21 protein-coding genes are annotated in these 25,605 nt (G+C 37.4%); 3 read left to right on the forward strand and 18 right to left on the reverse strand.

Annotation, left to right across the window (positions count from 1 at the left end):
- Positions 1-105: 105 nt before the first annotated feature.
- Positions 106-765, forward strand: coding sequence for an epoxyqueuosine reductase QueH (locus ACS604_RS04025; protein WP_034596265.1), 660 nt, complete (start codon positions 106-108; stop codon positions 763-765).
- 277 nt (positions 766-1,042) lie between these two features.
- On the opposite strand, the gene pdxR is transcribed toward ACS604_RS04025, so the two are convergent.
- Positions 1,043-2,521 carry a MocR-like pyridoxine biosynthesis transcription factor PdxR gene (gene pdxR, locus ACS604_RS04030; protein WP_474770232.1) on the reverse strand — a complete coding sequence of 493 codons (1,479 nt, stop codon included), beginning with the start codon at positions 2,519-2,521 and terminating at the stop codon, positions 1,043-1,045.
- 111 nt (positions 2,522-2,632) lie between these two features.
- On the opposite strand from pdxR, the gene ACS604_RS04035 reads away from it, so the two are divergent.
- A complete protein-coding gene (locus ACS604_RS04035; RefSeq protein WP_174758631.1) occupies positions 2,633-3,088 on the forward strand; it encodes a GNAT family N-acetyltransferase in 456 nt (151 codons plus the stop codon).
- A gap of 38 nt (positions 3,089-3,126) precedes the next feature.
- Here the strand turns inward: ACS604_RS04035 and ACS604_RS04040 are convergent, their stop codons facing one another.
- The 4 genes from ACS604_RS04040 to ACS604_RS04055 all read right to left on the reverse strand — a co-directional run bounded on the left by ACS604_RS04040 (position 3,127) and on the right by ACS604_RS04055 (position 6,763).
- On the reverse strand, positions 3,127-4,284 hold the full coding sequence (locus ACS604_RS04040) for a winged helix-turn-helix domain-containing protein (protein ID WP_474770235.1): 1,158 nt from the start codon (positions 4,282-4,284) through the stop codon (positions 3,127-3,129).
- A 130-nt stretch (positions 4,285-4,414) separates the two neighbouring features.
- Positions 4,415-5,596, reverse strand: a complete 1,182-nt coding sequence (locus ACS604_RS04045; RefSeq protein WP_296514240.1) for a cyanate transporter — start codon at positions 5,594-5,596, stop codon at positions 4,415-4,417.
- Positions 5,596-6,078, reverse strand: a complete 483-nt coding sequence (locus tag ACS604_RS04050) for a nucleoside deaminase (protein WP_296514243.1) — start codon at positions 6,076-6,078, stop codon at positions 5,596-5,598. The genes ACS604_RS04045 and ACS604_RS04050 overlap by 1 nt, the downstream gene beginning before the upstream one ends.
- Positions 6,079-6,094: 16 nt before the next feature.
- On the reverse strand, positions 6,095-6,763 hold the full coding sequence (locus tag ACS604_RS04055; protein ID WP_216069828.1) for an ankyrin repeat domain-containing protein: 669 nt from the start codon (positions 6,761-6,763) through the stop codon (positions 6,095-6,097).
- Positions 6,764-6,911: 148 nt separating this feature from the next.
- Between ACS604_RS04055 and ACS604_RS04060 the strand changes: the two genes are divergently transcribed.
- Positions 6,912-7,769, forward strand: coding sequence for a LysR family transcriptional regulator (locus ACS604_RS04060; protein ID WP_151962506.1), 858 nt, complete (start codon positions 6,912-6,914; stop codon positions 7,767-7,769).
- Here ACS604_RS04060 and ACS604_RS04065 read toward each other — a convergent pair.
- From ACS604_RS04065 to tssF, 13 genes are all read right to left on the reverse strand, one after another.
- A complete protein-coding gene (locus ACS604_RS04065; RefSeq protein WP_474770239.1) occupies positions 7,766-8,719 on the reverse strand; it encodes a M15 family metallopeptidase in 954 nt (317 codons plus the stop codon). The genes ACS604_RS04060 and ACS604_RS04065 overlap by 4 nt on opposite strands.
- A 7-nt stretch (positions 8,720-8,726) precedes the next feature.
- Positions 8,727-9,350 (reverse strand): hypothetical protein, encoded by a 624-nt coding sequence (locus tag ACS604_RS04070; RefSeq protein ID WP_474770242.1) that lies wholly within the window; start codon positions 9,348-9,350, stop codon positions 8,727-8,729.
- Positions 9,351-9,362: 12 nt separating this feature from the next.
- Positions 9,363-10,169, reverse strand: coding sequence for a type IVB secretion system protein IcmH/DotU (gene icmH / locus ACS604_RS04075; RefSeq protein ID WP_004793176.1), 807 nt, complete (start codon positions 10,167-10,169; stop codon positions 9,363-9,365).
- A gap of 17 nt (positions 10,170-10,186) precedes the next feature.
- A complete protein-coding gene (gene tssK / locus ACS604_RS04080; protein WP_005304041.1) occupies positions 10,187-11,551 on the reverse strand; it encodes a type VI secretion system baseplate subunit TssK in 1,365 nt (454 codons plus the stop codon).
- A 16-nt stretch (positions 11,552-11,567) separates the two neighbouring features.
- Positions 11,568-12,662 (reverse strand): type VI secretion system protein TssA, encoded by a 1,095-nt coding sequence (gene tssA, locus ACS604_RS04085; protein WP_474770246.1) that lies wholly within the window; start codon positions 12,660-12,662, stop codon positions 11,568-11,570.
- Between the two features lie 21 nt (positions 12,663-12,683).
- A complete protein-coding gene (gene tssH / locus ACS604_RS04090; RefSeq protein WP_474770248.1) occupies positions 12,684-15,365 on the reverse strand; it encodes a type VI secretion system ATPase TssH in 2,682 nt (893 codons plus the stop codon).
- Between the two features lie 148 nt (positions 15,366-15,513).
- Positions 15,514-15,777 (reverse strand): PAAR domain-containing protein, encoded by a 264-nt coding sequence (locus ACS604_RS04095; protein ID WP_005304032.1) that lies wholly within the window; start codon positions 15,775-15,777, stop codon positions 15,514-15,516.
- A 16-nt stretch (positions 15,778-15,793) separates the two neighbouring features.
- The gene (locus ACS604_RS04100; protein WP_474770250.1) at positions 15,794-16,561 is read right to left on the reverse strand and encodes an OmpA family protein; all 768 of its coding nucleotides are present in this window, start codon (positions 16,559-16,561) and stop codon (positions 15,794-15,796) included.
- A gap of 2 nt (positions 16,562-16,563) precedes the next feature.
- Entirely contained in the window at positions 16,564-17,523 is a 960-nt protein-coding gene (gene tagF, locus ACS604_RS04105) for a type VI secretion system-associated protein TagF (RefSeq protein WP_474770251.1), read from the reverse strand.
- Between the two features lie 37 nt (positions 17,524-17,560).
- Positions 17,561-21,382: a type VI secretion system membrane subunit TssM gene (gene tssM / locus ACS604_RS04110; protein ID WP_474770253.1), complete on the reverse strand. Its 3,822-nt coding sequence runs from the start codon at positions 21,380-21,382 to the stop codon at positions 17,561-17,563.
- Between the two features lie 30 nt (positions 21,383-21,412).
- Positions 21,413-22,822 carry a hypothetical protein gene (locus ACS604_RS04115; RefSeq protein WP_312822783.1) on the reverse strand — a complete coding sequence of 470 codons (1,410 nt, stop codon included), beginning with the start codon at positions 22,820-22,822 and terminating at the stop codon, positions 21,413-21,415.
- Positions 22,819-23,817 (reverse strand): type VI secretion system baseplate subunit TssG, encoded by a 999-nt coding sequence (gene tssG, locus ACS604_RS04120; protein ID WP_296514276.1) that lies wholly within the window; start codon positions 23,815-23,817, stop codon positions 22,819-22,821. Before tssG ends, ACS604_RS04115 begins: the two co-directional genes overlap by 4 nt.
- Entirely contained in the window at positions 23,781-25,592 is a 1,812-nt protein-coding gene (gene tssF, locus ACS604_RS04125; RefSeq protein ID WP_474770255.1) for a type VI secretion system baseplate subunit TssF, read from the reverse strand. The genes tssG and tssF overlap by 37 nt, the downstream gene beginning before the upstream one ends.
- Positions 25,593-25,605 lie beyond the last annotated feature (13 nt).

Raw genomic sequence — 25,605 nt, forward strand, 5'->3', positions numbered from 1 at the left:
TAAATAACATTAAATTAATTTCACAGTAAGATTGAAAATAATTCATTTCACATTATATAAAAAATAAATATATAATGAATTGCATTACAATTTAATTTTTTTATTATGTCAACTCAACGTTTAAAATTAGAACTCCCATCTGGACACGATCAATTATTACTTCATTCTTGTTGCGCTCCTTGTTCAGGAGAAGTGATGGAAGCCTTGATTGACTCAGACATTAAATTTTCAATATTTTTTTATAATCCTAATATTCATCCAGTAAAAGAATATCTCATCCGTAAGGAGGAAAATATTCGTTTTGCCGAAAAGCATAATATCCCGTTTATTGATGCAGACTATGACACTGACAATTGGTTTGCTCGAGCAAAAGGTATGGAAGATGAACCCGAACGTGGTATTCGTTGCACCATGTGTTTCGATATGCGATTTGAACGAACTGCCCTTTACGCATATGAAAACGGCTTTAGTCTCATCAGTAGTTCGCTAGGAATTTCTCGCTGGAAAAATATGGCGCAAATCAATGACTGCGGAATTCGTGCTGCTGCGCCCTATCCTGAAATTCAGTACTGGGATTACAACTGGCGTAAAAACGGTGGCTCAAGCCGTATGATTGAAATCAGTAAACGAGAAGAGTTTTATCAACAAGAGTATTGTGGCTGTGTATATTCTTTAAGAGATACTAACCGCTGGCGTATGGGTAATGGGCGTGATCGTATTAAACTGGGTGTTAAGTTTTATAGTAATGCTATGGAAGAAGATTAATTTTTATTTCTCTTTAAGAATTAATTAAGTTATTCCGAACTATATTTATTTTTGATAAAAAAACGGCCACATCTGGAGAATGTGGCCAAAAGGTGTACTAAATAAGCTTTGATGTAGTTAGATTAATTGTGCTAGCTTAAAATAATATTAATTAAAATTAATTTTTAAAAATTTTAATAACATCTCTATTTTTATATAACCAATTGATCATCATAGAAATTCATATTCAAGCATTTAAAAAATGATTAATTTTATCTAAATAACAAAACCTAGGCTATTATTTTTCTTGTAAATAATGTGCAATTTTTTGAATGTTTTCAATAATTTCATTAGGTGTGTGAGCTGCATAGCCAAAAAGTACCGCGGCCTTTTTGTTTGGCATCTGACAATATCTTGACAATGGCTGAACAGCCAAGTTTAGAGCTGAACACTGATCAATAAATTCTTGCTCTGTCCACTTACCTTTTAACCAGCACACTCCATGGATACCTGAATCTGTAGGTTGAACACTAAGCACATCTGCAAGATGCTCATCAATCGCTTTAATCAATGCTTGTTGGCGCTCATAGCAAGCTTTTCGAACTTTGCGTACATGCCGAGCATAGTGACCTTTTTGTATAAATTGAGACAAAGCCACTTGCTCTAAATAAGAACTTCGAACATCGGTATAGTATTTTGCTGCACTAAAGGTTTCGATCAATGCTTCAGGCACAACCATAAATCCTAACCGAAACTCTGGAAACATCATTTTGGTAAAAGTACCAGAGTAAATAACTCTTTGCTGCTGATCTAAACCTTGTAGAGCTTGAATAGGATGTGTGCCATAGCGAAACTCACTATTATAGTCATCTTCAAAAATCCATTTCTCTTGTTGAGATGCCCAATCGAGTAACGAAAAACGGCGGGCGAGACTTAAGGTTCCACCTACAGGAAACTGATGTGAAGGCGCTGTATAGACCAGTTTGCTTTTTGAATAACGACGAATAATGTCTGAGACTTGCATTCCCTCTTCATCACTTTCAATTAAATTTACCTGTGCACCAAAACTTCGGAAAATATTAAAAGCAGCGTCATAACCTGGGTCATCTAAACACACCTCATCATTTGCTTGAAGTAAAGCATAGGCCGTTAAATGAATAGCTTGCTGCGTCCCATTTACGATAATAATTTGCTCTTCGTTGCAATTCAGCCCTCGGGTGGAGCGGACATATTCACAAATTGCCTGACGCAGAGGCAGATAGCCACGCGGGTCGTGAAATTGACCAAGTTGATAATACGACTGCCGCCAAGCTTGATTTAATAACTTTCCCCAAAGTTGATGAGGAAATAAATCAACACAACCTACACCCACATGGAACATTTTTTTCTTTTGACTTGACCACGACTGCTCTCGCCATGAGGTTAATAAAGCTTCAATATTCGGATTAATATTTAAGGATTGATGATTATTTTTAGACGTTTTTTTTGAATTTTCTTGAACATGTATTAACTGATCTGGCACAACCTCAGCAACATAGGTGCCCGAACTTGGTTTGGTAAATAAATATCCCTCATCAAGTAATCGTTCAAGAGCTGCCAATACAGAGTTTCTTGAAATTGACATCATCTCTGCTAGGGCACGACTTGAGGGTAATTTTGTTCCGGCAGATAGCCGTCCATCTAAAATAGCATCACGCAAAGCCGAATATAGCCCATCTTTAATCTGCCCTTTTGGCAAAATCAAATGTGGGAACGATGCCGAAATCGAAGCTGCCATAATAAACTGGTACTTTAAAAAATATCAAAAGTGTACCTTATAAAAATACCACTATCAAAACTACACTCTAGTTGTCCATTTTCCATTACTTTAAAATAGAGTGTAATTATTATGCAAAATCAAGCTATTCAAATCATCCCTGTTCAACAGCAGGACTATTCACAATGGGAAAAATATTGGCTTGCTTATCAAAATTTTTATCAGGTAAATTTACCTTTTCATGTCACAAAAGTGACTTGGGAACGCTTTTTCGATGAAAATGAACCCGTTTATTGTGCTGTTGCCAAACAAGGCGAGCAAGTTTTGGGAATTGTGCATTATGTTATTCATCGTTCAACATGGGCAGAAAATAATTATTGTTATTTAGAAGACCTCTATGTTTCACCTGAAGTTCGTGGACAACACATCGGTAAGCAACTGATTGAGTATGTGCAGAAGCAAGCAATTGAACACAATTGTGACCGTTTATATTGGCATACTCAAGAAACCAATCTAACAGCACAAAAGCTTTATGACTGGATTGCACAAAAACCAGGGATTATTGAATATCGAATGCCTTTGAACTAAAAAAGTAAAAACACCAAAAGCTGGAGTGCTTTTGGTGTTTAAATTTTAGTACGAATAAGCTTAATCACTTTGTTATTAATCGTTAAGCACTGGTTAAATGCTGCGAAACGTTTGAGCTCTTGATCTAGTTCAAAAAAGAAATGCTCCTTATTTTTTACTGGTTTTTCTAGATGCAGACTAATTACTTCTAACTCTTTTATAGAACGATGCGCTTTACAATCTAGTCGACCGACTAAATCATCTTGATATAGAATCGGCAAACAAAAATAACCATATACCCTTTTAGCCGCCGGTACATAGCATTCAATCCTATAATCAAACTCAAATAAAGAAGTTAAACGGTCACGATGAATAAGTGAGTTATCAAACGGCGAAAGTATTTTTAAAGCAAAATCAGTAGTAAGCTTTTGTTCTATAGCAGCCACATCAACATATAAAGTTTGACCGTCGGCAAGTTTAACCGCTGATACAACACCAGCATCAACCTGCTCTTTTAGCACAACACGCATAGCCTCTTTTAAATCATTTTTCTTTAAATGAACTAATTGCTTCCATGTAAATGCCCCATGTGCTCGAAGCGTATTATTAAATAAATACTGCGCATATTCATAAAGCGTAGGCATAGTTAAATCAATATTTTCAGGCAAGCAGCGCTCGGTCAAATCATAGACCTTTTCCATTCCGTTACGTTCACAGATCATCAGGTCACCCTGCATATATAACTGCTCAAAAGCACGACGGCCTGGTCCAGTATTCCACCAGTTTCCTAAACTCTTTTTATTATTCTTATCAATGTCTCGCAGTCGAATGTTACCTTCGGCACGAACACGCGCCAAAATTTCATTCATGAGCTGCTGATCGCCTCTATTAAAATAACGGCTTTCCCCTTTCCTAACAGACATCATAGCAGGCAGTGCATAGCGATAATCTTTCATAGGAAGATAAGAGGCGGCATGATACCAATATTCAAAAATCTGGCGCTCGCGTACCAAACTATTTAAATGATTTAAATCATAGTCAGGCACTCGGCTCCACAATATATGGTGATGAGCTCGCTCTACAACCGATATGGTATCAATCTGTACATATCCTAAATGCTCAATAGCCTGTAAAGTACCGTCCAGACCTTTTGCAAATCGACTGGTTTTTCCTAAGCCTTGATTAAATAAAGTGAGCTGTTTTAAAGAAGAAGTCATAGAAATCAAATATTGTTGTATTCATTTAGAAGCGGAAAAATTTCAGTTCTATCCTATCACTATTTCCTAATTTGCTTGTGCTTTAGCATCAGTAATTCTTTATAAAAAGAATCTCAGCCAACTCAACATTTTACAGATTCACCTTAAAATAACTTTTAGAAGCCAATCTAATCACTAAAATAACAACCAATATCACACTGGCTAAATGAAAAAGCCATCCTGCTTTGTAAGCCCCAGTAAAATCATGCAAAATTGCAATAATCCACGGCGGAATTGCTGCCAGTAAAAAACCACCGCCTTGCATCAGTGCAGATAAAGCACCGGCATGAATGGGTTCATCAAAATGGTCTAATGCAACTATAAGCGTTAAGGCAAAACATCCTCCCAAACCCGCGCCCAAACAAATTGCCCAGAGAATAGCGGCTATCTCAGGCATAAAAGCTATTCCTGAAAAACCAATCATTTGCATTGCTAACGTAAACCATAGCCATGGACGACGGTCTTTATATTTCCTAGCTAAAACAGGCAAAATGAGTGCTGAAGCTGCTTGGCTCAAGGCGAGAAGAGCAAGTAATTTCCCGCTTTGTGCTGCGCTCCAACCCTGATCTTGAAAAGAAGGTGCTAACCAAGCCACGACTGATGAATAGCCACCATTTACAAGCCCAAAGCAAGCCATTAATAACCAAGTTCGAGGTTGCTTTAATAACTTTCTTACAGGCGCACGATGAATGGATGAACTAGCTTTTGTAGGTAAAAAAACCAGCGCCAATATAAATGCAAATAAAGCTGGAATAGCAAAAAAAGCCAGTCCAATAAACCATAAACCCGTGATATTTGAAACTACAGGTGCTAACCATGCTCCTAAGGCACCACCGCCCATAAGCATGGCTGAGTAAAGCCCCATTATCGGACCAATATGTTGGCTAAATTCTCGTTTAATCATGCCGGGAAATGCCGCTTGTATCATCGCGACTCCGAATCCAATAACTATGGTACTAAGAATTAATCCTTCAGCAGTAGGAAATAAAAATCGGAAAGCACATCCCGCACAAATGGTCAGCAATGCACCAAGAATAGCCTTTCGTTCACCGACAAAGTTTTGCAATATTGGCCCAACAAATGCAACGATTCCCATAAGCATCATCGGTAGCAATGTGAGCAGTGCTACCCCTTGTAGGCTTAAGCCAGTGGCTGTTCGAATATTGGCAATTAATGGTCCAATACTTGTAATAAATGGTCTTAAATTAAGACCCACCAAAGCCACTGTCACAATAAGCATGGGGCGGGTCAAAAAAACTCCAGACTGCTTCATTATTCTGAGCCTGAATGATTGGCTTGATAATTCTTCCAATGCACATAAAGATCAGGGCGGTTTTCAACTCTGATCGGTATATATTGAATTTTCATTGATTGCTCAGCAAACGGCTTGGCAAGCTCAATATATATTTCAGCTGTAGACAGACCAAATGGTGTTCCGTCTTCATTAGAATAAGCATAGCTCACCGACTTTATACCGGCTAAACGCATTGCAGCCATACACATTGGGCATGGGTGTCCACTTGCATATACAGAACAGCCTTCTAGGTTGGCAGATCCTAAAATTTGACTGGCTGCACGAATCGCGAGTAATTCAGCATGTGCGGTTGGGTCATTCGTTGTCAGAATCTGATTTACGCCTGAAGCAATAACTTCTCCATTCTTTACCACCACAGCGCCAAATGGCCTGCCACCTTTTTCAATATTGTTATAGGCAAGCTCAATCGCATTACGTAAAAACTGTTCACCTTTTTCCATCACATACTCTCATTTTCTATTTTGCACCAGCTGCAAGTAGTCTTTTTTCAATTTCGCGGTATTCTCGTGAACGCGCATGTTGTAAGGGAGTTATCCCGTCTTTATCAGCCAAGTTCGGATCAGCACCTGCTTTTAATAAAATCTCTACAACGTGTTGATATTTGGGTTCTCCATTTCCCAAAATGATGGCCTCAAGCAATGCCGTCCATCCCAAATTATTGACATGATTAACATCTACACCAGCGGCAATTAATGTACGAACTGTTTCGACATGGCCTCGTTCCGCTGCTGGAATGAGCGCAGTTCCACCGTAACGGTTAATACTTTTTAAATCGGCACCATGCATGAGTGTCATTCTTAGAATTTTTAAATATCCTTGCGCACCAGCATATAAATATGGACTGTCTTGAATATTATCTTTTGCATTTACATCAGCGCCTGCCTCTATCAGCAGATGAGCAGCATGTACATTATTTGCTCTTGTTGCGACCATCAAAGCAGTTGAACCAGTTTCATCTCGCTCATCAATTAAGGTCTTTTGGGATAAAATCTGTTTGATAGATTGAGTGTCGTTATTTATCACTGCCTGATGTAAAGGATAATCACCCATTGCATTCGTCATATTTGTAAAACCCAAAGCCCCTAGTGCGACAATCAGATTCATCCATAACAGTGACTTACGCATGGTGGCCTCCCAATAAAAACTTATGGCAAAACATTTTGCAATTAGAATAAGCTTCACCAAAAGTATTTGGAAATTAAATTATTTAATCGATAGTATTAAGATTATAAATACTTATTTCATCGGCTTTTAAGCGTGGCAGTACCTAATAATGTTTGATCCTCGCCTTTTACGTGCTTTCGTTACTATTTTTGAAACGGGCAGTTTTACCGCAGCTGCCGATCGATTACACCTGACTCAATCAACAATTAGTCAGCAGTTAGCGCGCCTTGAAGAATCAGTGGGACATGCACTTATAGATCGGACAGCACGACCTTTCAAATTGACAGTGTCTGGAGAATATCTGATTGGTTATGCACAAAGGATTTTGACCCTTCAAGAAGAAGCTGAAGCACTACTTAAAGATCCGGCAGGAAGTATTCCTATTCGTATTGGTTTACCAGAAGATATGATGAGTCCAGCAATGGCTGAAGTTTTTGGTATATTTGCCAAAGAGCATCGTTCCATTCGTTTAGACGTAACCTCTGGCTTGAGTCGCAACTTAACAGAACGTTATCGGAATGGTGAATTCGATATTATTATTGTCAAAGAACCTGCGGCCAGTGCTGATCACCACGCTACATTCCCAGAAGAAATGGCATGGTTTGAAAGTGAGAATTCAACAACTACATGGTCTGACCCCATAAGTTTAGTGACCTTTCCTCAAGGTGGACTTTATCGGGATGAGATGTTCGCAACGTTAGAGCGCGAACAGCGACGTTGGTATATTGCCTTTACGGGTAGTAGCCTAGAAAGCGTGTTAGTGAGTGTTGAAACTGGCTTAGGGTTATCGTTATTGCCTGTGGCGACAACCCATGGACGTCGAGTACGTCGATATGATTCATTAGGGACTGTCCTCCCTATGGTCGTTTCAATTTATACATGGGAAAAAGCTGGGATCATTTCCCAGCTTGTAGACAAGATGACAACTGTTTTACAAGAACGTTTTCAATCATCAATAAGTGTTTAACTTACTTCATTCAAACTTTCAGCAATCAGTTTTTCTGCCATTTCCTGTGTTTTTCTTAAGCCCGGCATACGGAACTCGGTATGACCATAATCTTGAATAGATTTCCAACGTCCACCCCATGTAAGCCCAACCGATTCAGCAACTTGCCCATATAAACGATAGCCTTGCATAGCCCAAGGGTCTCTTTCAGAAATAACCACTTTTCCATTTCGTTTAAAGGCGACATCTGCTGCCAGACCAAATTGATGATAACTCTGATACCCTTTTGCTCTTGTCGTGTTCGGATTACCTGCCAACATATTCTGACGCACAGGACTACGATATCCCTCTAATAGAACCAACTCATAACCATATTGTTCTTTCATGATTTTAAAAACCATGAGTAAACGCTGCTTATAACGGGGGTTCATTTTGCTCCATTTACGATCTACTAAACTGGTATCTAAAATAGCTCGCCCATCAAAACTCGTATTATCAATAGGTGAAGAATTAATGGTTCCACTATTTTGAGCAGAATATTGTTGCTCTAATTGTGTAGCCTCTACAATTGCGGCTTCAATTAGGCTTTCATCCACTTCTGGTGGCGGTGATAGTATTTCACCGTTCAAAAGCGCGTAGATTTGAGGATCTGTTTTTTTGAGATATTCAGCTTCAATTCGAGTTGAGCTAATAGGTCGAGTAAAAGCAAAAACTAATATACTGGTAAATAAGAAAAAGCCTGCAATAACAATCCACCACTGCTGTAAATGCCAATGGGATTGCAGCTTTTCAGGCGCAGCCGCCTGATTCATTGTTTGAGCAAATTGTCTAACCTGATTAAGCTGTTTACGGCCTTGTGGCAGTAATGACAAAACAAAATCTTTGCTTCTCGTCCTTAGCTCATAAGACATTAAAAATGCTAAACCAATTGCTAAACATGTAAAGCAAAAGAAAATGAGAAAAATCATCATTTGTTCATTAATTCACAGCAAAAGGACTTCGTGTAATTTTAATATCTACCGATGCTTTAGGTGGTTCAACCTCAGCTTCGGGTTCGGCTGGAGCTTTATTCTCAACAACTGGTTTAGCCTGTGCCGCTTGTTGTTGCGGCGTTTTAGTCACTGGCTTTTGCTGAGTTGGCTGTACCTTCGGTTGAGCCGTTTTAGCTACGCCCGTCTGTAGTTGAGGCACAACCTGAACTTTCTTTTCACCCGTTAGTTGTTCGTCAAATGGAGAAACTCGCTGTTGATTGACAGTAGCAGGCTTATGCTGAGCAGGTTTAAAGATATTACTTAATTCATTATCTTTAGGTTGTTCAAAACCATCACGACTCATTGAATCTGTTTCGTTGTCTTGACTGACAGCAACCTGATTTTGTTCATCAGAAGAATGAGCAGTTTCTTGATTTAAAATCTGTTCTTCTGTTGATTTACTCTCAATTGCTATTGATTCTGACGAATGCGGTTGAGACAAGAACAGGAATAGCGAGATGCTGACAAACACCCCGGCAATAACACCAATGACAATATAAAGTATTGGTGATTTCGGCTTTTTTTTATTCGATTGTAAAACTCGAATAGAAGTTGGTTTTTCCTGAGCCATTTCGTACCATCATCAAGGTAAATAAATTGTAATATGTGCTTGCTCTTGAGGAGCAGAAATCACATTTTGATAATTAGATAATGCTTTATCATTTTGATTATTCAGCATAAATCTTAACCCAGCAAAGGTAAGCAATGCAAAAATCAATAAAAAGATCAAAATCCAAAAGAAAGGTACTTCGCGATGAATAATATTTCGTATCTGATCGGGAATGGCCGAGAACGGCGAAAAGGCAACTTTTTTTCCTTTCAAATAGTCAATTTCGTCACCTACTCTTGATACTAAATGGTTGAGACTTTCCGTAGATTCGATTCGGTACTTACCCTGAAAACCTAATAAAAGGCAGTAATGAAATACTTCTAGAGCAGCTAGACGTTCTTTTCCACGGCTACGTAATTGCTCCAATATTTCAAAGAAGCGATAACCCGCTAACTGAGAACCAAACAAGCTCAATTGTAACGGGCTAATTAACCAAGCATTTTGCAAATTAAAATAACTAGGGTCTTGTTGCGTTACGATCGTTTCATCAATCAAAGCACAGAATGCATATTTAGCATCATGAATATCATCAGCTGAAAATTGTAACTTTTTGGCTTGCTGCTCAAATTGATTGAGTAAATTTAAGATTTTTTCACGAAACTGCTGAGCGTCTGCTGGCACATACTGATTTCGAATTAAAAAAACCAAATAAAAGCCGTCATGCAATAAATCAATAAGATTGATTGCCTGTAGTTTTGCTTGAGACTGGCTATTATTGTTCCCACCCGTTCCAATTTGTCCATCATCAAATAAAGAAGGAGCACCTGTGGATTGTGACATTTTTCTCTCCTTTACCCTTAAGCGTTCATAACCGCAATCAGTTCAATACTGATATCTTGGAAACCAGCTGGAACATAAATACAAATCGTTTCTGAATCTAACATGCGCTGATAAAGTTCATGATGTGGTTCAATCTCGAAATAGCTCACCCCAGAACGTACCGGTATTGCAGTTGGAACTTGAATTAAGTGATGCAATGGAATCGCAGGCAATGCAGCAACTACACGTTGTTCCACATCTAAAGTGCTACCGATCTTGAATCGTAAAGGCACAATCTGGATTAATTCATGTGTCTGCATTGCGCTACTTGATACAGCAATATAAAGTCGAGTATCTCGAGTAATCTTATCGGTCTCAAGACTTCCCACCCAATATGAAGGTCGGATTTCTTTAAGCGCAATGCTGATATAACGACTCGAAATAATCGTATCGAGTAAATCACGTAGAATCGTGTCTAACTGCGAAAAACTTTCTTGTAAATTATGATGTTTATAGGCAGGCAACTGATCGACATCATAGGCCGTCGAGAACGTTAATAATGAACCTGCTAAACGCAATAATTCGAAGAACAAACGCTCTGGATGAATTTGTGGATATTGCACAAAATGATTTAGACCAGCATGAGCTGTATTTAAGGCATTTACCAACCAGAACGAAACGATATCACCTGAACGGAATTCAATTAATTTCTGTTCATTTTCTCGGTTATTGGTTTGAATCGTCTTAATTTTTGCCTTAATAACGTTCAGAGTTCTTTTTAAGTTTGAAATGAGTGTTTCAGAGGCATCCACGTGCAAAATTGGTGGAATAAACTTTCGGTCAATTTCAAAAGCACCAGAGCTTTGACGTTTAATCTTTCCAATCGGCAGATATAAGAAACCATCCAGATTATGATCTGGATTACTATGCACATCTAATAATTTAAAAACAGCACGGCGGCGTAGCAAACTAATATCTGCTTCGGTAGCGTTAGTAAACAGATCATGCGTTTCGACAAGGTGGGATTGATATCTGCCCTTTTGTGCTTGGTTTTGATCAATTAGATTTTGCTTATTTGCTTGTAAGAGTGGTAATGCTAAATAAATTAGCATCTCACCCCGTAAATTAAGATCATCCAATAAAATTGGTTCAGGCAATAAATCATATGCAGGTGCCTGATAAATTTCACCGTCTTGCCAGATCATCTCGACAGACTCAAGAGCAAGAATATGTGTGCTCAATTGAGCCTCATCGAAACTTAATTTCTGAATACCATATGAAAAAGGTACGACCGCACGAACCGTATGATTCAAGCGTTGTTCATGATAGGTATCTTGAATTTGGAAATGTTGAGGTCTTAAAAATAAACCTTCGCCCCATAGGACTTTTTCAGCTTTAAACATATGTCTTTACCAATCTTTATTCATATTCATTTTTAGGCTGCACACCTAACATTTCCTGAACCATTTGTAATGGATGCTCATCTTTGATGACTTGCGCTAACCATTCATGTAATGGCATTTGACTCCATTTAATGGTTTTTTGAAGCATATAACTCACAGGACTATGCGGCTCGTTTGCCTGAAAGTAATCCGCAATTTCTTGCAGCACTTTCATTGCTTGCTCACGGTTCGCCAAGTGTGTTTGTGCTTGAGGCTGAAAAGCAGGCTGATCTGAAACAACTTGTACAGGCACTTGATTTTCCATAGATGAACTCGTGATGACAGTCGCCTGCTCTTGGACTGGCGTAAGTCCAGTACCGAAAGCTTCTGCTTTATAAATCTTGCGTAATGTGCTGTGAATAGTTTCAAATGCTGAATCAATTGCACCAAAACTCGGTGAGTCTAGCCCCATTAAATGGTCAAGGGTTTGCTTTAAAACATCCCACTCGGTTAAGACTGAGCTAAAATCTTGATAATTAGAATATTGAAAAGTTTTAGACGTATTAAAAATAGCTTGATCGAACTGCTCTAACTCCGATGGTCCCGACTGACTATCGTACTCTTCAGTTTGTTTACGACGAATGTTCTCGTGATATAGAAAATTATCGTAATCAAGCAAATTGTAATAAGACACTGTATTGGTTAAAGAGACTTTCTTCAACAAGCCAGGTAACTGATTAATTAAACCCTGTAATAAACCAATGCGTTGATCTAAGTCATCATCTTCAATAACAGGATGAATTTCCTGCCAATATTGATTAAGCATGGTATGGCTTAAAGTTAAGCCTTTCGCCATACCTTCAAAACCGTAAAGATGAGTCCAAGCCTCTATGAGCCAAGTTAATAGACGAATATCTTTTGTATTCTCTTTTAGCAAAACACTCGTTTTATTTGATACAAAATCCCAGTCGGCTTGTTTTCGCTCAGCCACCCAATCGCCTTGATCTAGCAATAGATCATCTTGTGTTTTCGCCTTTTTGATTTCATGAAATTCATTAGAAAATGAAAAGTCATCACCACAAGGTAAGCTATCACTAATGGGTTCAAGGAGTTCAGAAATATCAATATTCATCTAATTTTAGCTCTATTCAATTTAAACTTCTGACTTCAACTTTTTACTGGTCCTTTTTTTAGCAGCTTTTGCAACCGGATCTAGTAAATATTGAATTTCGTCATCTTTAGCATCAATCATGATAATTTTTGGCAACTTTTGCTCTGCTAAAGCCACTAAAATTTCTGTAGCCAATGCAGGTAACACCGTAGAATTTAAAATATTATCAACATTACGCGCACCACTATCGACTTCTGTACAGCGACTTAAAAGCAGCTCTACCACATCTTCAGAATACTGGACTTGTGTACCGTATTGTTTTTCAATTCTTGCTGTAATCTTGCCTAACTTATGTTTAATAATTCGTACGAGTAGATCGTCATGCAATGGGAAATATGGCACAACTCTCATTCGACCTAAAAATGCAGGCTTGAATTGCTTATATAAACTTGGTTTTAAGTGGTCAATCAATTCTTCAGCTGTCGGCCAGTCCTCGACTGGTGTATTTAAGCACGCTTGCATAATTGCGCTTGAGCCAGCATTTGAAGTCAATAAAATAGTGGTGTTTTTAAAGTCAATTACTCGTCCTTCACCATCTTCTAAAGTACCTTTATCAAATACTTGATAGAACAGTTCCTGAACATCACTATGTGCTTTTTCAATTTCATCAAGCAACACAACGCTGTAAGGGTTACGGCGAACAGCTTCTGTTAAAACACCCCCTTGACCATATCCCACATATCCAGGAGGTGCACCTTTAAGCGAAGATACAGTATGTGCTTCTTGATATTCAGACATATTGATGGTGATTAAATGCTGCTCACCCCCATATAATTCATTTGCCAAAGTTAATGCAGTTTCAGTTTTACCTACACCACTTGGGCCCACCAAAAGAAATACACCTTGTGGCTTATTCGGATCTTCAAGTCTTGCTTTTGAAGTTTTAATACCCTGAACTAATTGTGTAAGTGCATAATCTTGCCCCATTACACGCTCGCCCAATTTATCTTCAAGCGTTAATATCTGTTTAATTTCATCATTAACCATTTTTCCAACAGGAATTCCGGTCCAATCAGAAATAATTTCATTAATGATTTGAGAATTTACTCTTTCAAATACTAATGGTTGCTGGCCTTGAATTTCAGCAAGATCTTTACGCAGTAGATTAATCTGATCGAAAGCTTCAGACTCATTAGAATGATTCTGTGCTTCTAACTCTTGAATTTTATGAACAAGTTCTAATTCTTTTTGCCACTGCTCTTCAGTTTCATGAATCTCTTTTTGCAAAGACTCTAAATTAGCTTTTAAAGCTTCCAAGCGTTCATGATGTATTGGAATCTGACGATGTTCATTTTCTAAAATTTGCTGTTCAAGCTTTAAGTTATGCTCTTGGGCTTTTAACTGATCAAGCTTTACAGGTTGGGCATTTTGGGTCAACGCAACACGTGCTGCTGCCGTATCAAGAACACTAACTGCTTTATCCGGAAGTTGACGACCACTAATATATCGATGTGAAGAGTGAACCGCTGTAACGATCGCCTCATCATCAATTTGTAATTTAAAATGCTGCTGCATGACAGGAATCATCGCACGCAACATATCTACCGCAACTTCTTCGGTTGGCTCTTCTACCTTTACTACCTGAAAACGTCGGCTCAATGCAGCATCTTTTTCAAAATATTGTTTGTATTCTGCCCAAGTTGTCGCAGCAATAGTACGCAACTCACCACGTGCAAGTGCTGGTTTTAAAAGATTTGCAGCATCATTTTGCCCTGCTTGTCCACCTGCACCAATTAAAGTATGCGCTTCATCAATAAATAAAATAATAGGATGAACCGAGGCTTGAACCTCTTGAATCACTTGCTTTAAACGATTTTCAAATTCGCCTTTAACACTTGCACCTGCCTGTAAAAGTCCCATATCAAGCACATGTAAATGGACATTTTTAAGGGCATTAGGCACTAAACCTTGAGCAATTTTTAAGGCTAAACCTTCGACCACCGCTGTTTTACCAACCCCCGGTTCTCCCGTTAAGATCGGGTTATTTTGGCGTCTACGCATTAAAATATCGAGCATTAACCGAATTTCATATTCACGCCCAATAACCGGATCTATACCTCCTTGTTTCGCTTTTTCAGTTAGATTAATCGTATATTGATCAAGTGCTGGTGTTTTAGCAGTTTTGGTATTTGCTACAGTCGCGCCTATTGGTTCAGCTTCACCAGAAGATGCTTTTGTTTCATCTTGTTGTTCAATACTCTTCTCACAAATTTCAAGAAACTTATGTTTCATTGAATCAATTGGTAAGAGATCAAATAAACTCGAAGCACGAGTCGCAATTTGATATAAATCAGGTGCAGTTAATAACGCCACTAATAAATGACCACTGCGAATAACTGGATTTTGCTCAGCCGAAGCCAACAACCATGCTTGTTCAAACAAACGAACAATAGATTTAGCAAAAATAGGAGTTCGTGAGTTACCTTTCGGTAATTGAGAAATTGTTTCTTTTAAATCATCAGCTAAAGCTTCAGATGAAATTTTATATTTCTTTAATAAAATCTTTAAATCATTCTCTAAAGATTGATTAAGTAACTCTAAGAATAAATGCTCAATTTCAATTTCGTAATTTTGTTGAATAACACAAGCATTAGCCGATTTTTCTAAAGCAGTTCGCGCAACTGTAGAAAGTTTTGTAATTAAAATTTTTAAATTACTCATCATTACTCTCAATATTTTTAAATAATTTAATGCTTAAAATCATAATGCCTGTATATTAACAAAATTCAGCTTTACCAGACAAACTACTCATCATTTCAAGCGTTAATATGTTTTAGTAGATATTTATATCTATATAAAAATATCTCTACCCTTATCCTTGATTAACTAAACTCTGTTTTGGCAATAATTTACAGCCGCATGATAATGAATCATTTACACGCGCCGCTGATTTACCCATGACAAGCATATTCGGATCTCCCGATACAATCGTTGCCACTATTTTGTGTAACGGGCAAGTCGCCTTATCTCCTACACAAGCAATTGCAATTCCATCAATTAAAAATGTACTGTTTCCTGAAATGACTTGCCCTCCACCAGTGGTTGGGCATCCAATCGTAATGTAAGGGCTAGCCATGTTCTTCTCCTTATATTTATAGAACAGTAAACTCAATCCGACGGTTTTTCTTTCTTCCTTCCGGAGAAGTGTTATCTGCAACTGGCTTAGATGAACCTAAACCTTCTGTAGATAAATGGTCGGCAGGAATACTCTTGCTAATCAAATAGTTTTTAACTGCTAATGCACGGTCTTGGCTAAGTTTTAAGTTTTTAGTCGCATCACCTGAACTATCTGTATGTCCCACGATTTTGACTCTTTTGCCGCCTACTTTGTTTAAAGCAACAGCCATCTCATCTAGAATTTTTTGGCCTGCATCAGTTAAAACTGCGCTACCAGATTCAAACTCAATAATTCGATTTTTAAGTGCATCATCAATGATTTTCTGCTCAGCCTGATTGACTGATAATTGCGAATACAGTTGATATGGTGGCTGTACTAACCCTTGAAAAGACTGAATTGTAGGCTGAATATCTGCTGGATTCAGCATTTTTCCACTCAACTCAAACCGAGTACCATTTACACTTAATTTCCCTTGTGAAACCTTTTTAAGATCAGGGGTAATCACTCGAGTTACCGAGTCACTCCATCCATTTGGAGCGGCTACGGGTCTTACTTGTATTTTATCTACAACCTGATCGGCACCATAAACAGACTGCATTTTTAATAAGATAGTCTGTTTACTCGCCTCGTTAGGAACCACACCTTCTACAACAATGGGCTGAGCCAAAGCATAATTAGCAATCGCATAGATAAAACAGCCTTTTATGAGCTGTGAAAGTTTAGTTTGATATCGTTGATTCATTATTATTCACCCAAAAAAGTCTGTCTAAATAGTTTTAAGCCTTGATTTAAACTTAATTGGCGTTGGCATAATGATTGTTCTAGCGTAGCTAAACCAGCATTTTGTTCCAAATAAGTATCAATCCACTGAGCTTCTATTAAAGAAACCCAATGTTTACTATCCATATTCTGAGTAAAAATATCGCTCAAGGCTAAAATATCAGCCCCTTGAAAGCCGAAGAATAATACAGGTTGCTCTCGATGTAACAAACCTATCAACACCTCAGTATTATGTTCCTTTAAAAAGCGACAAATAATACTGACCCAAAAGGCTGCTATTTCATAACTGTAAGCAGGATTATTAATAGGCAAAATTAAAACTTTATTTAAGCGACTGGTTCCATTTTGTAAAATTGGCTGAAGTAATAATCCTAGCCCAATCATACTTTGCGCTAACTCATAAATACTGAGCTTCATTAACTGAGCAAATGAATGCATCGTATGATTTTCATAGAAACCTCCACACTCGCGTTCAGTTAAAACCTGAATTTGATTTTGTAAGTGGCCTAATTTTCCAAGTAATAGATCTGAATCTTTAATTCCTTTTAAAGTACGATTATTTTGAAATAAATCAACGAGTACATGTTTATAGCTATAAGGTGCATATAGCAAATTATCATACGGTAAATCAATTTCTAATAAATGGCTGAGTACCATTGGAAAAGATCGACCCGAACTATCTTCACTTGCGAGAAGGTTAGCCGCTAAAAACATATTTTCTTTCGGATTCGCAATAAAGAAATCCAGTGAAGGCAACGTATTATAAGCTTCTTTAAAGCTGCCCGATTGCATTGCGTATTCCAATGCTTCAGTAATCCACTGATCAAGCAACTGTATTAGAGCATTCTGACCTTTTGTTTTTAAAAAGTCGCCTCGTGCAGGACTTTTGCCGTAATACAAAGGCGTTGTTTTTAATGTCTGCATTATTGCTCCTCCTTTCGCATAGAGGTTATTTTCCATGTCATGGTTTAACTCCCGCAGAAGGCTGAGCAAGTGCTGAAACAGGATTTTCTGTTTTTGCTGGAGCAGCTGCTTGAGCTGGCGCCTGCTGAGCAGACACTACACGAGCAGCTTTATCTGCAGTGACTTTATCCACTAGTTGCATACCGGCATAACCACGGCTTGAACCAATACTGCCTGAATTACTACTGATCAGACGGAAATTCATTTTTACAACTAATGATGGATCAGTTTTACTACGCCAAAGCATTTCAAATCCGCCATTTTGTTCTTTACGCTGAGCACTATCAATTAAGCGGTTAATACCGTATTCACCCGGCTCATCAAAAATCGTATGCGTTTGACCTTGTAAATCCACAGCTGTAATACGAGCACCTGGAATACTGCCTTGATTTGGCCAAATGAAGTTCACCCACTGTTGCACACCGTTCTCATAAGTCATGCGCTGACCATCAATATCCACGGTATATGAAAGCAATTGTGGATTCGGAATTGGGTAGAACTGGAAGTTAGATTGATTAGTTGCAGGTGCAGCAGGAGCTTGACTATTCAACTCACCTGTTGCCATACCATTGGCTGGTGAAACATATCTTTGGAAATTCATGACGAATTGAGGATTTAAACTAATTCCTAAATCCTTCCATGTCTTAGACGTTAATGTATAACCACGACGAATAACAAATGGATCAAGATTTTCTTTTACAAAACGAGAAATGCTGCCGTTTTCACCTAAGATTTGTCCAATTTCACTACTTGTCGCCTGCAAAGAAGCAGATGAATTAAATGGATATTTCTTAGCAAGATTTGCTGTAAATGGCTGATACGCCTGCATGACCCATAATTTATTAATTTCGTCTTGTGTCGGCGTAATTAAGCTCTCGAAAGCCTGTGTCAGTGGGCTAACTACTAATTTTTGTAGTAATCGCTGATCAATTTCACTAAAACCAACCGCCATTTTTTCATCTACAATTTTTTGCGTTTGGTTAAATACAGAAGTTTGCTCATTCAGGGTTTGCTTGACTAATGTCATCGCATTAGGCCCAACTTCCCCTGCATTCTTAAACTCATTAAATTTACTACGAACAAGGGCTAAATTTGTCATATATTCATCAAGCAATGATTTACCTTGTTGATCATCGCGTTTGCGAACCAACTGATAGAACATTTGATATTCTTGAGAAATAGCACCCTGAGCATTAGTTGCCACTTGATTAGCAGCCTTATCATCATGATTTAAAACCTTACGTTTAAACCATGCAATAAATCCTTTTTGTGGAGCTGCCAACTCAGCTTGTACAACTGGATTATCCCAGTTTGTTTCAATTGCAACTCTTTCAATTAATGTTCTAATTGGAGAGTTCTGTGGCTCACCTAAAACATCAATATTTTTTACTTGCTGAGGGAATTGGGCAGCCTTAGCATAATGAATACCATTTAAGAATTTTCTCCATTCCGCAATGTATTCTTGCTTATAGAGCGCTGTCAGTTGCTTTCTAATTTGCTCTGGACTACCTGAGAAAGTTAAATCATCAGATTGACGGCTATTTAACACCCAATCTTTACTATCTGTTGGCTTATCTGCCGCTTCTTCAATTGCTTTTTCTACATAGTCATTCCATGCCTTTTGGGTAAACACACCCGGTAATGCATAACTACCTAATACAACATTTTTATTTGCTTCACCCACAATCTGACTTACAGTCAACGCAGGGAAACGTACTGCTGCACGCATTTTTATTTCGTTATAAACACGATCACGCGCCGGCATTCCTCGAACAACAGAGAGCAATACTTGACGTGTTTGATCAACAATTTGAGAGTCAGCTTCTAAAATTGGGAACTGTTTATCATTCGCTAAAGTCATTGCGTATGACAAGATCTGTTCAGCTTCCTGAATCATATCTGCGCGTGGCATTTGGCCTTTATTTGCGTCTAACCACGAACGCCAGAAACGCGTAACCTGATCACTCAGATGACTTGCATCCATGTATTGTGGATTACTCATCATTAAATACGCTTTTAATGCATTATAAGCATCTTGAGGATTTGTATCTGAAGGTTCTAAATATTGTTGAGACTGAGCAGTTTGCTTGATTTCAACATTCGTATGATTCGCTTTTAATGTTGCTTCATTATTTTTTACACGTTGCAAATATTGAGCAATGTTTTGCTGTGTCGGTGTTAATACAATTTGCTTAACACCTTTTAAATATTCGGCTTTTAGCTTTTCACGAAGCTCATTGCCCTGATATAAACCAAAACTAAACTTAAGCGGTCTATTTTCATCAAACTCATCCAACTGCTGTAGACGTCTTTGAAGAATAAGTAAAGCTTCTAATTGGGTAGACAGTTGCTGACCAGAAGCTCTTTCTAATTGAACAACCTTATTTAAATCAGCTTGAACTTCACCAATTAATTGTTGGTTATTACGATAAGACCAAACCCATACGCCAAGAATAATTGAAACGCCCGCCAAAGCACCAATAAATGCAATATAACGCTGACGTTTTCTACCCGTATTTACGTGCTGCTTAACAAGGTCTTTATCTTTTAAAATAACGTCTGAAAATAGGCCATTTAAGAAATAGCCATGGTTAGGAGTAATTTTTGAATGATCTTTTGAATCACTTTGAGCAACCTGTGTGAGCTGGAATTCTTGTGCAATTTGCTCCGTCATTGGACTTTCAATCACACCTTCCTGTAAAGCACTGGTGAAGTAAAACCCACGGAAAACAGGTTGAAATTGATATGGATTATCTTCAAAAAGTGTACCGATAAAGCTTTTTAAAGCGGGTTTTAATGTTTTAAATTCTAATGGGAAGGTCATTACACTTGGTGAGATATTTTGCGAATGACGGCGACTCAAATGAGTCGAACTTACCCCTTTTAGACCATCATAAAGAATGGTGTAATGTTTTTCGAACAAATCTACCGCGTTATGAGAAGAACTCTGCTCATATGGAAGCGTTGCTCCCCAAGCTTGGTTATATTCTTGAGCTTCGTAAAATTCAAAAAACTCGGTAAAACCTGCAATCAAGTCCATCTTTGAAAAGACTAAATAAACAGGTACAACTACTTCTAGACGTTCAGTTAGATCTTGAATACGAGCACGTAAATTTTTAGCAAGCTTTAATGAGTTTTCAGGACTTTGACTAATGAGCTCAGCAATACTAACAATTAAAATCAAACCATTAACTGGAGCTTTAGAGCGGTTCTTTTTTAAAATATTTAAGAAACCTAACCACTCAGAATGGTCTTCACTATAAACAGAATAACGGCCCGCTGTATCGAGCAAAATACCTTCTGTAGAGAAAAACCAGTCACAATTTCGAGTACCGCTTAAACCAGCAGATACCATTTTTTGATGTGTTTCTTCGAAAGGAAACTTTAAACCAGAATTATAAATAGCTGAACTTTTACCTGCAGCTGGGTTACCAATAACCATATACCAAGGAAGCTCATATAGTGCAGCATTCCCTTTTTTATCACCCAACTTAGATTTACGAATCAGTTGAATTGATTCTTTCATTTGTTGACTAACAAGCTGAAGCTCTTCTTTATCTTTATTTTTGCCATATTCAGCTTGGTTATCTTTTTCAATTGCCTCAGCTAACTCTTCACCTTGAGCAGCATGCTTTCTTCGTTGAATAAGCCAATAGATACCATAAACAATAAGACCCAAAGCATAGGCAGTTGCTAAAGCCCAGAATATATGACGAGGAATTGAAGTATATGAAGACATCAATGCCACGAACAATGACAAGGCGATAATTGCTTTAGGATTCGTGATGTACTGCCACAAGTAGCCTAAAATTGTATGCATTCTATTCTCGTTCTAAGTCCAAAGTTTAAATTAGTTATTCAACACCATCACATCATCTTCTGAATTTTCAGTGACACTTTGCACAAATGTATGTGCTGACACTGTATTTTCACCAAAGACAAAAGGAATGATATGTTCAGGGAAATGCATGCTCAGCATAAAGCCATAAATATCAGCCAAATGTTGGGTATGCCCTAATGAAGATTTCACATAAATATAGTGATGGGGTTCTACAGGTGTTTGAAGAAAGTGTTGCTGCAATTTCTTCGAAACTTTTATATCCGTCTGATCTGATAGTATCAGTACATAAGGTTCCTCACCTTCATGCTGAGGTAAATCATGAAATTCAAAATTAGTAAAAAGCTTTGCCGTATCTTGTTGGCCTACAACAACTTTTAGATTTTTTGTAGGTTCTAATTTTTGAATTTTTACTAAAGGATCAGCAAGTAAACAGCTTGCTGCAAATTCAGCAGGAATATAATCTTTAATCATCCAAGACTTTTCATCGACTAGATCCTGATCAATTTCGGAATCGGCGACGAGCAAAAAGAACATCTCATGCTCCCTTTTATGAATACCCTTTAATAGGTGTATCAGTTCTTGGTAAGCCAGTTGCTCTCCAAAAAAATGATATTCAATATGGATCTTTTGAGCAGGAATGCCGATCTCAGCAAAAAACTCTAAAATTAATTCATTACTTTGTTCATCATTCCAGATATGTAATAAATCCTCCGAAAGAAGGATATGTAGATTTAAGCGATTTAAACGATAAACTTCTACTATCGGCATTTGAACATCATCATATTCAGACTCGGGATCAACCCATGCCGGATGCATATGATATTCACGGGCTTGTTGTGACTCATAAAATAAAGTCGAACGTTTTAAATGCTCTGCAAGAAGATATAAGTTTTCTATATTTTGTTCTAATTGCTGTTTTATTAATAACATCATACGAACTTGTCGTGGAGATGCGTACTCGCTCTCCTCATGATTATCTTCATCCAAATCTTTAATACGATAAGATAAAAGAGGCAATCCATAAGAATTTAACAGTTGATCATCCAGCTCTGGACTTTTAAAGTTTTGTAGCTCCGCAATAATGCTTTCATTTTCACCAAGTGCATGGAGAGCAAAAGAAGAATAAATATTAAAATCTAACTGTTCCAGTGGTGCATCTGTTACTACATTTTGTTTTTGACTAGCATCATCTTTATCTTGATTTATAGCTTGTTCTTTCTTTTCTTTATAATTTTTATAAGCGCTATAAATTAACCAAGGCGATAAGATCACCAAGGTAATAACTGCTGGTAGCATCAAGAAATAAAGGAAAAAATCTCCTTTATCAGGGCTATATTGAACGTCACGCCAGTAGAAAATAATAATTCCACTAACCACTGTAAAAATAGCAATAAATGAGAGTAATATTTTTTTAATCATATTTTCTCTCCAATAAGGCTATAGCAAGTTTCATGACTATGCACTTTAGGTTGTTGTGATATAAGAAAAGAACCTTGCCCCAAACCATTTTGATTATGATGGGTTAGACAAATAGGTTGTATTTCTGACTCATCCAGTACGAGTCGAAGATCTATTGATAAAGTTGGACTACACCAAGTTTCTACAATTTTTTTAAGCTTTAAACTTAACTCTTGATTTGGTAAGAAACTGAGATATTGCTGACGCTTTAATGGCCCAATTTGAATTTCAATTTTCCCATCAATTTGCTGAATAGTTTCACCACAAAAGGTATTAACACCAAGTAGACTCGGCTGAGCTCCACCTAAAGTCGTTAACTGGTCACTCGCTAACTTAAAAGATTCTTGTATAAATTCTTTAATCGTAATTTCATGTTTAAAAATACAAGACAACATCGTTTTTAATGCATGAACTGTATTGTTCTGGCCCTGCATTAATCCTGAAAACTCTGCAAAATAGTCATCAAGCTCTGTTTGCTGATGTTGTGATCGTACATAGCCATTTAATGCATGCAAAATATCGAGATAATCATTTTTATGCTCGATCTCATATCGAATCGGCAAATTATAGGTAATGCTCGACTCTACATATTGAGCAGTAAGCTTATGGTTAAATAAGCTCAGAAACTCTTTAGTTTCAGCTCTTTGCTGACGCGGGGCCTGCTTAATCTTATTCGTATATGTATAAGGCAGAGCGCCTTGTATGCCCGTAAGACCAACAATTAAATTCGTGATATAAATCCGCTCGTCCGTTAATTCTAAATTTTCAATTTCTGTAGCAGGAAAATTTAAATTAAAGGATGTCTCAAACTTAAAATGATCACCCCAAGATGTACCAACTGTGCGACTTGAATCGTGTCTTAATAGCCGTGTTGCTTGGATAAATTCAAAAGACTTTGGCTTTGTAAAGAGCTCAGCTGTTATAGAAGAGTCTTGCCACCAACGTTCTGACTGCATTGGTATAACTCCTGCTGAGATGAATAATCCTTAACGACCAAATCAACGAAACTATTAATTTGAACCTTTAAATTAAAAACACGACTTAACAATTGGCTAAAAATGTATAGGCTATGCCCTCTAAATACTGATGAATCAATTTGCAATTCAGCCTTCACACCCCTTACAAACATTGGAAATGGCTTTCCATCTACAAGTTTGTGAGTAAGTGAAAATTCAAGATGCTTAATTGATTCAATAATTAAATAATTTTCTTTTGATAATGGTAAATTGTATAACGCAAGTAACTCTTTAATATGGGATACCGCATCACCTTTCATTAAAGCTAAACTATTTAATGAAAGATGTGAAATAACACGCCACTGCTCACTCTGGCTTTGACCAAATTGATATGGTTTTGTAGGTCTTTTTAAAACAATGGCACGGCGAGCCAAACTACTATCATTCAGGTTCAATATATTATTAGACTGCCCCAATGCTTCATGTGGTAAGTCACGATTTGAGCACAATAATTTTGTGCTAATAAAATCCGAACGTGTTGAAGAAGGATTTAAATTTTTAGAAATAATTGAATATCCCATTTCGACGAAATTGGGCTGTAGTTTTTGATAGTTCACTGAATAGAAAAAACGAGCCTTATCAGTATGGTAGTGACTCATCGCGAAAAAAGGTAGCACAGGAACATAGCTTTCTTCGTGACTAGTTTTTTCACGCACCATATTCATTTCAGTGATTGAATAGACTTGATAAAACTCAGGATGATGTGCGTCTGTAATCAGTGGGTATTCTAATTGCTTGTGTACAATTTTTTGAGGTTCAGCGTATTTTTCAAATAAATTAATGACGGGTGTAGTAAACAATTTAAAGTTAGCGACATTTAATTCAGAATAATTTCGGACTACAGCTTGATCATTTAAATTTAATTTAAAATGTATAAGCACCTCAAAACTACTCTCTTCTAAAGATAGAAGCTTTAAAAAACTTAAATCGAGTTTTAGATAATTAAATTTTTCAGGAAAACAAAAATATTCCATCAGTAATCGATAGGCATGATGAGTATGCTGATCAAGAGGCAATAGACTTTCTTGCTCTGTAAAGCCAGTTAATTCAAATGGATTTTTATTCAGCTCAACAACTTTCTGCCCTATTTTAATAGCAAAAGTTGTCCCCTTCTTAAAAATACTGTCTAGTACTTGAAGTGGAAAATTAGAAATTGCATCTAAATAAATAGGTAGTTTTTCATCTTTTAAACATAGATGAGCATTGTTAAAAATTTCGAATTTAAAATTTAAAGTCGCATTTTGACTTAAATGCATATGTGTACTAGGTGTGCTTTTAAACTCTAGCGCTTGCAAACTTATCGGGAGTAATTTGACTTCTTGTGTAGTATTAAACTCACACTGAACCCCTTTAAAACTACGCGACTTTAAGATGGTATGTGCAGGAACAATATGCGCTTCTGTGAGCTGCTTTATCTTATTTATATCTTCGAAACTTACCACCGAACAAGCAGGAAAGTGACGTAAGTATTGAGGGAACATCACCTCAAATAGAGAGCGCGTAAATACGTCATAGCTATCAGCAAGCTTTTTATCAATGCGGGCAGCAATTAATGAAAACGCCTGTATAAGACGCTCAATATGCGGGTCATCAATCTGCTCTTGATTTAAAGATAAGCGCTGAGCAATTTTCGGATATTTTTGTGAAAATTCACGAGATTGCTGACCAAATTCTTGTAGTTGTTTTTCGTAAAACGGTAAAAGCTCTTCTATCACAACACACCCACTA

The sequence above is a fragment of the Acinetobacter sp. Li1LvA2 genome (assembly GCF_056156705.1).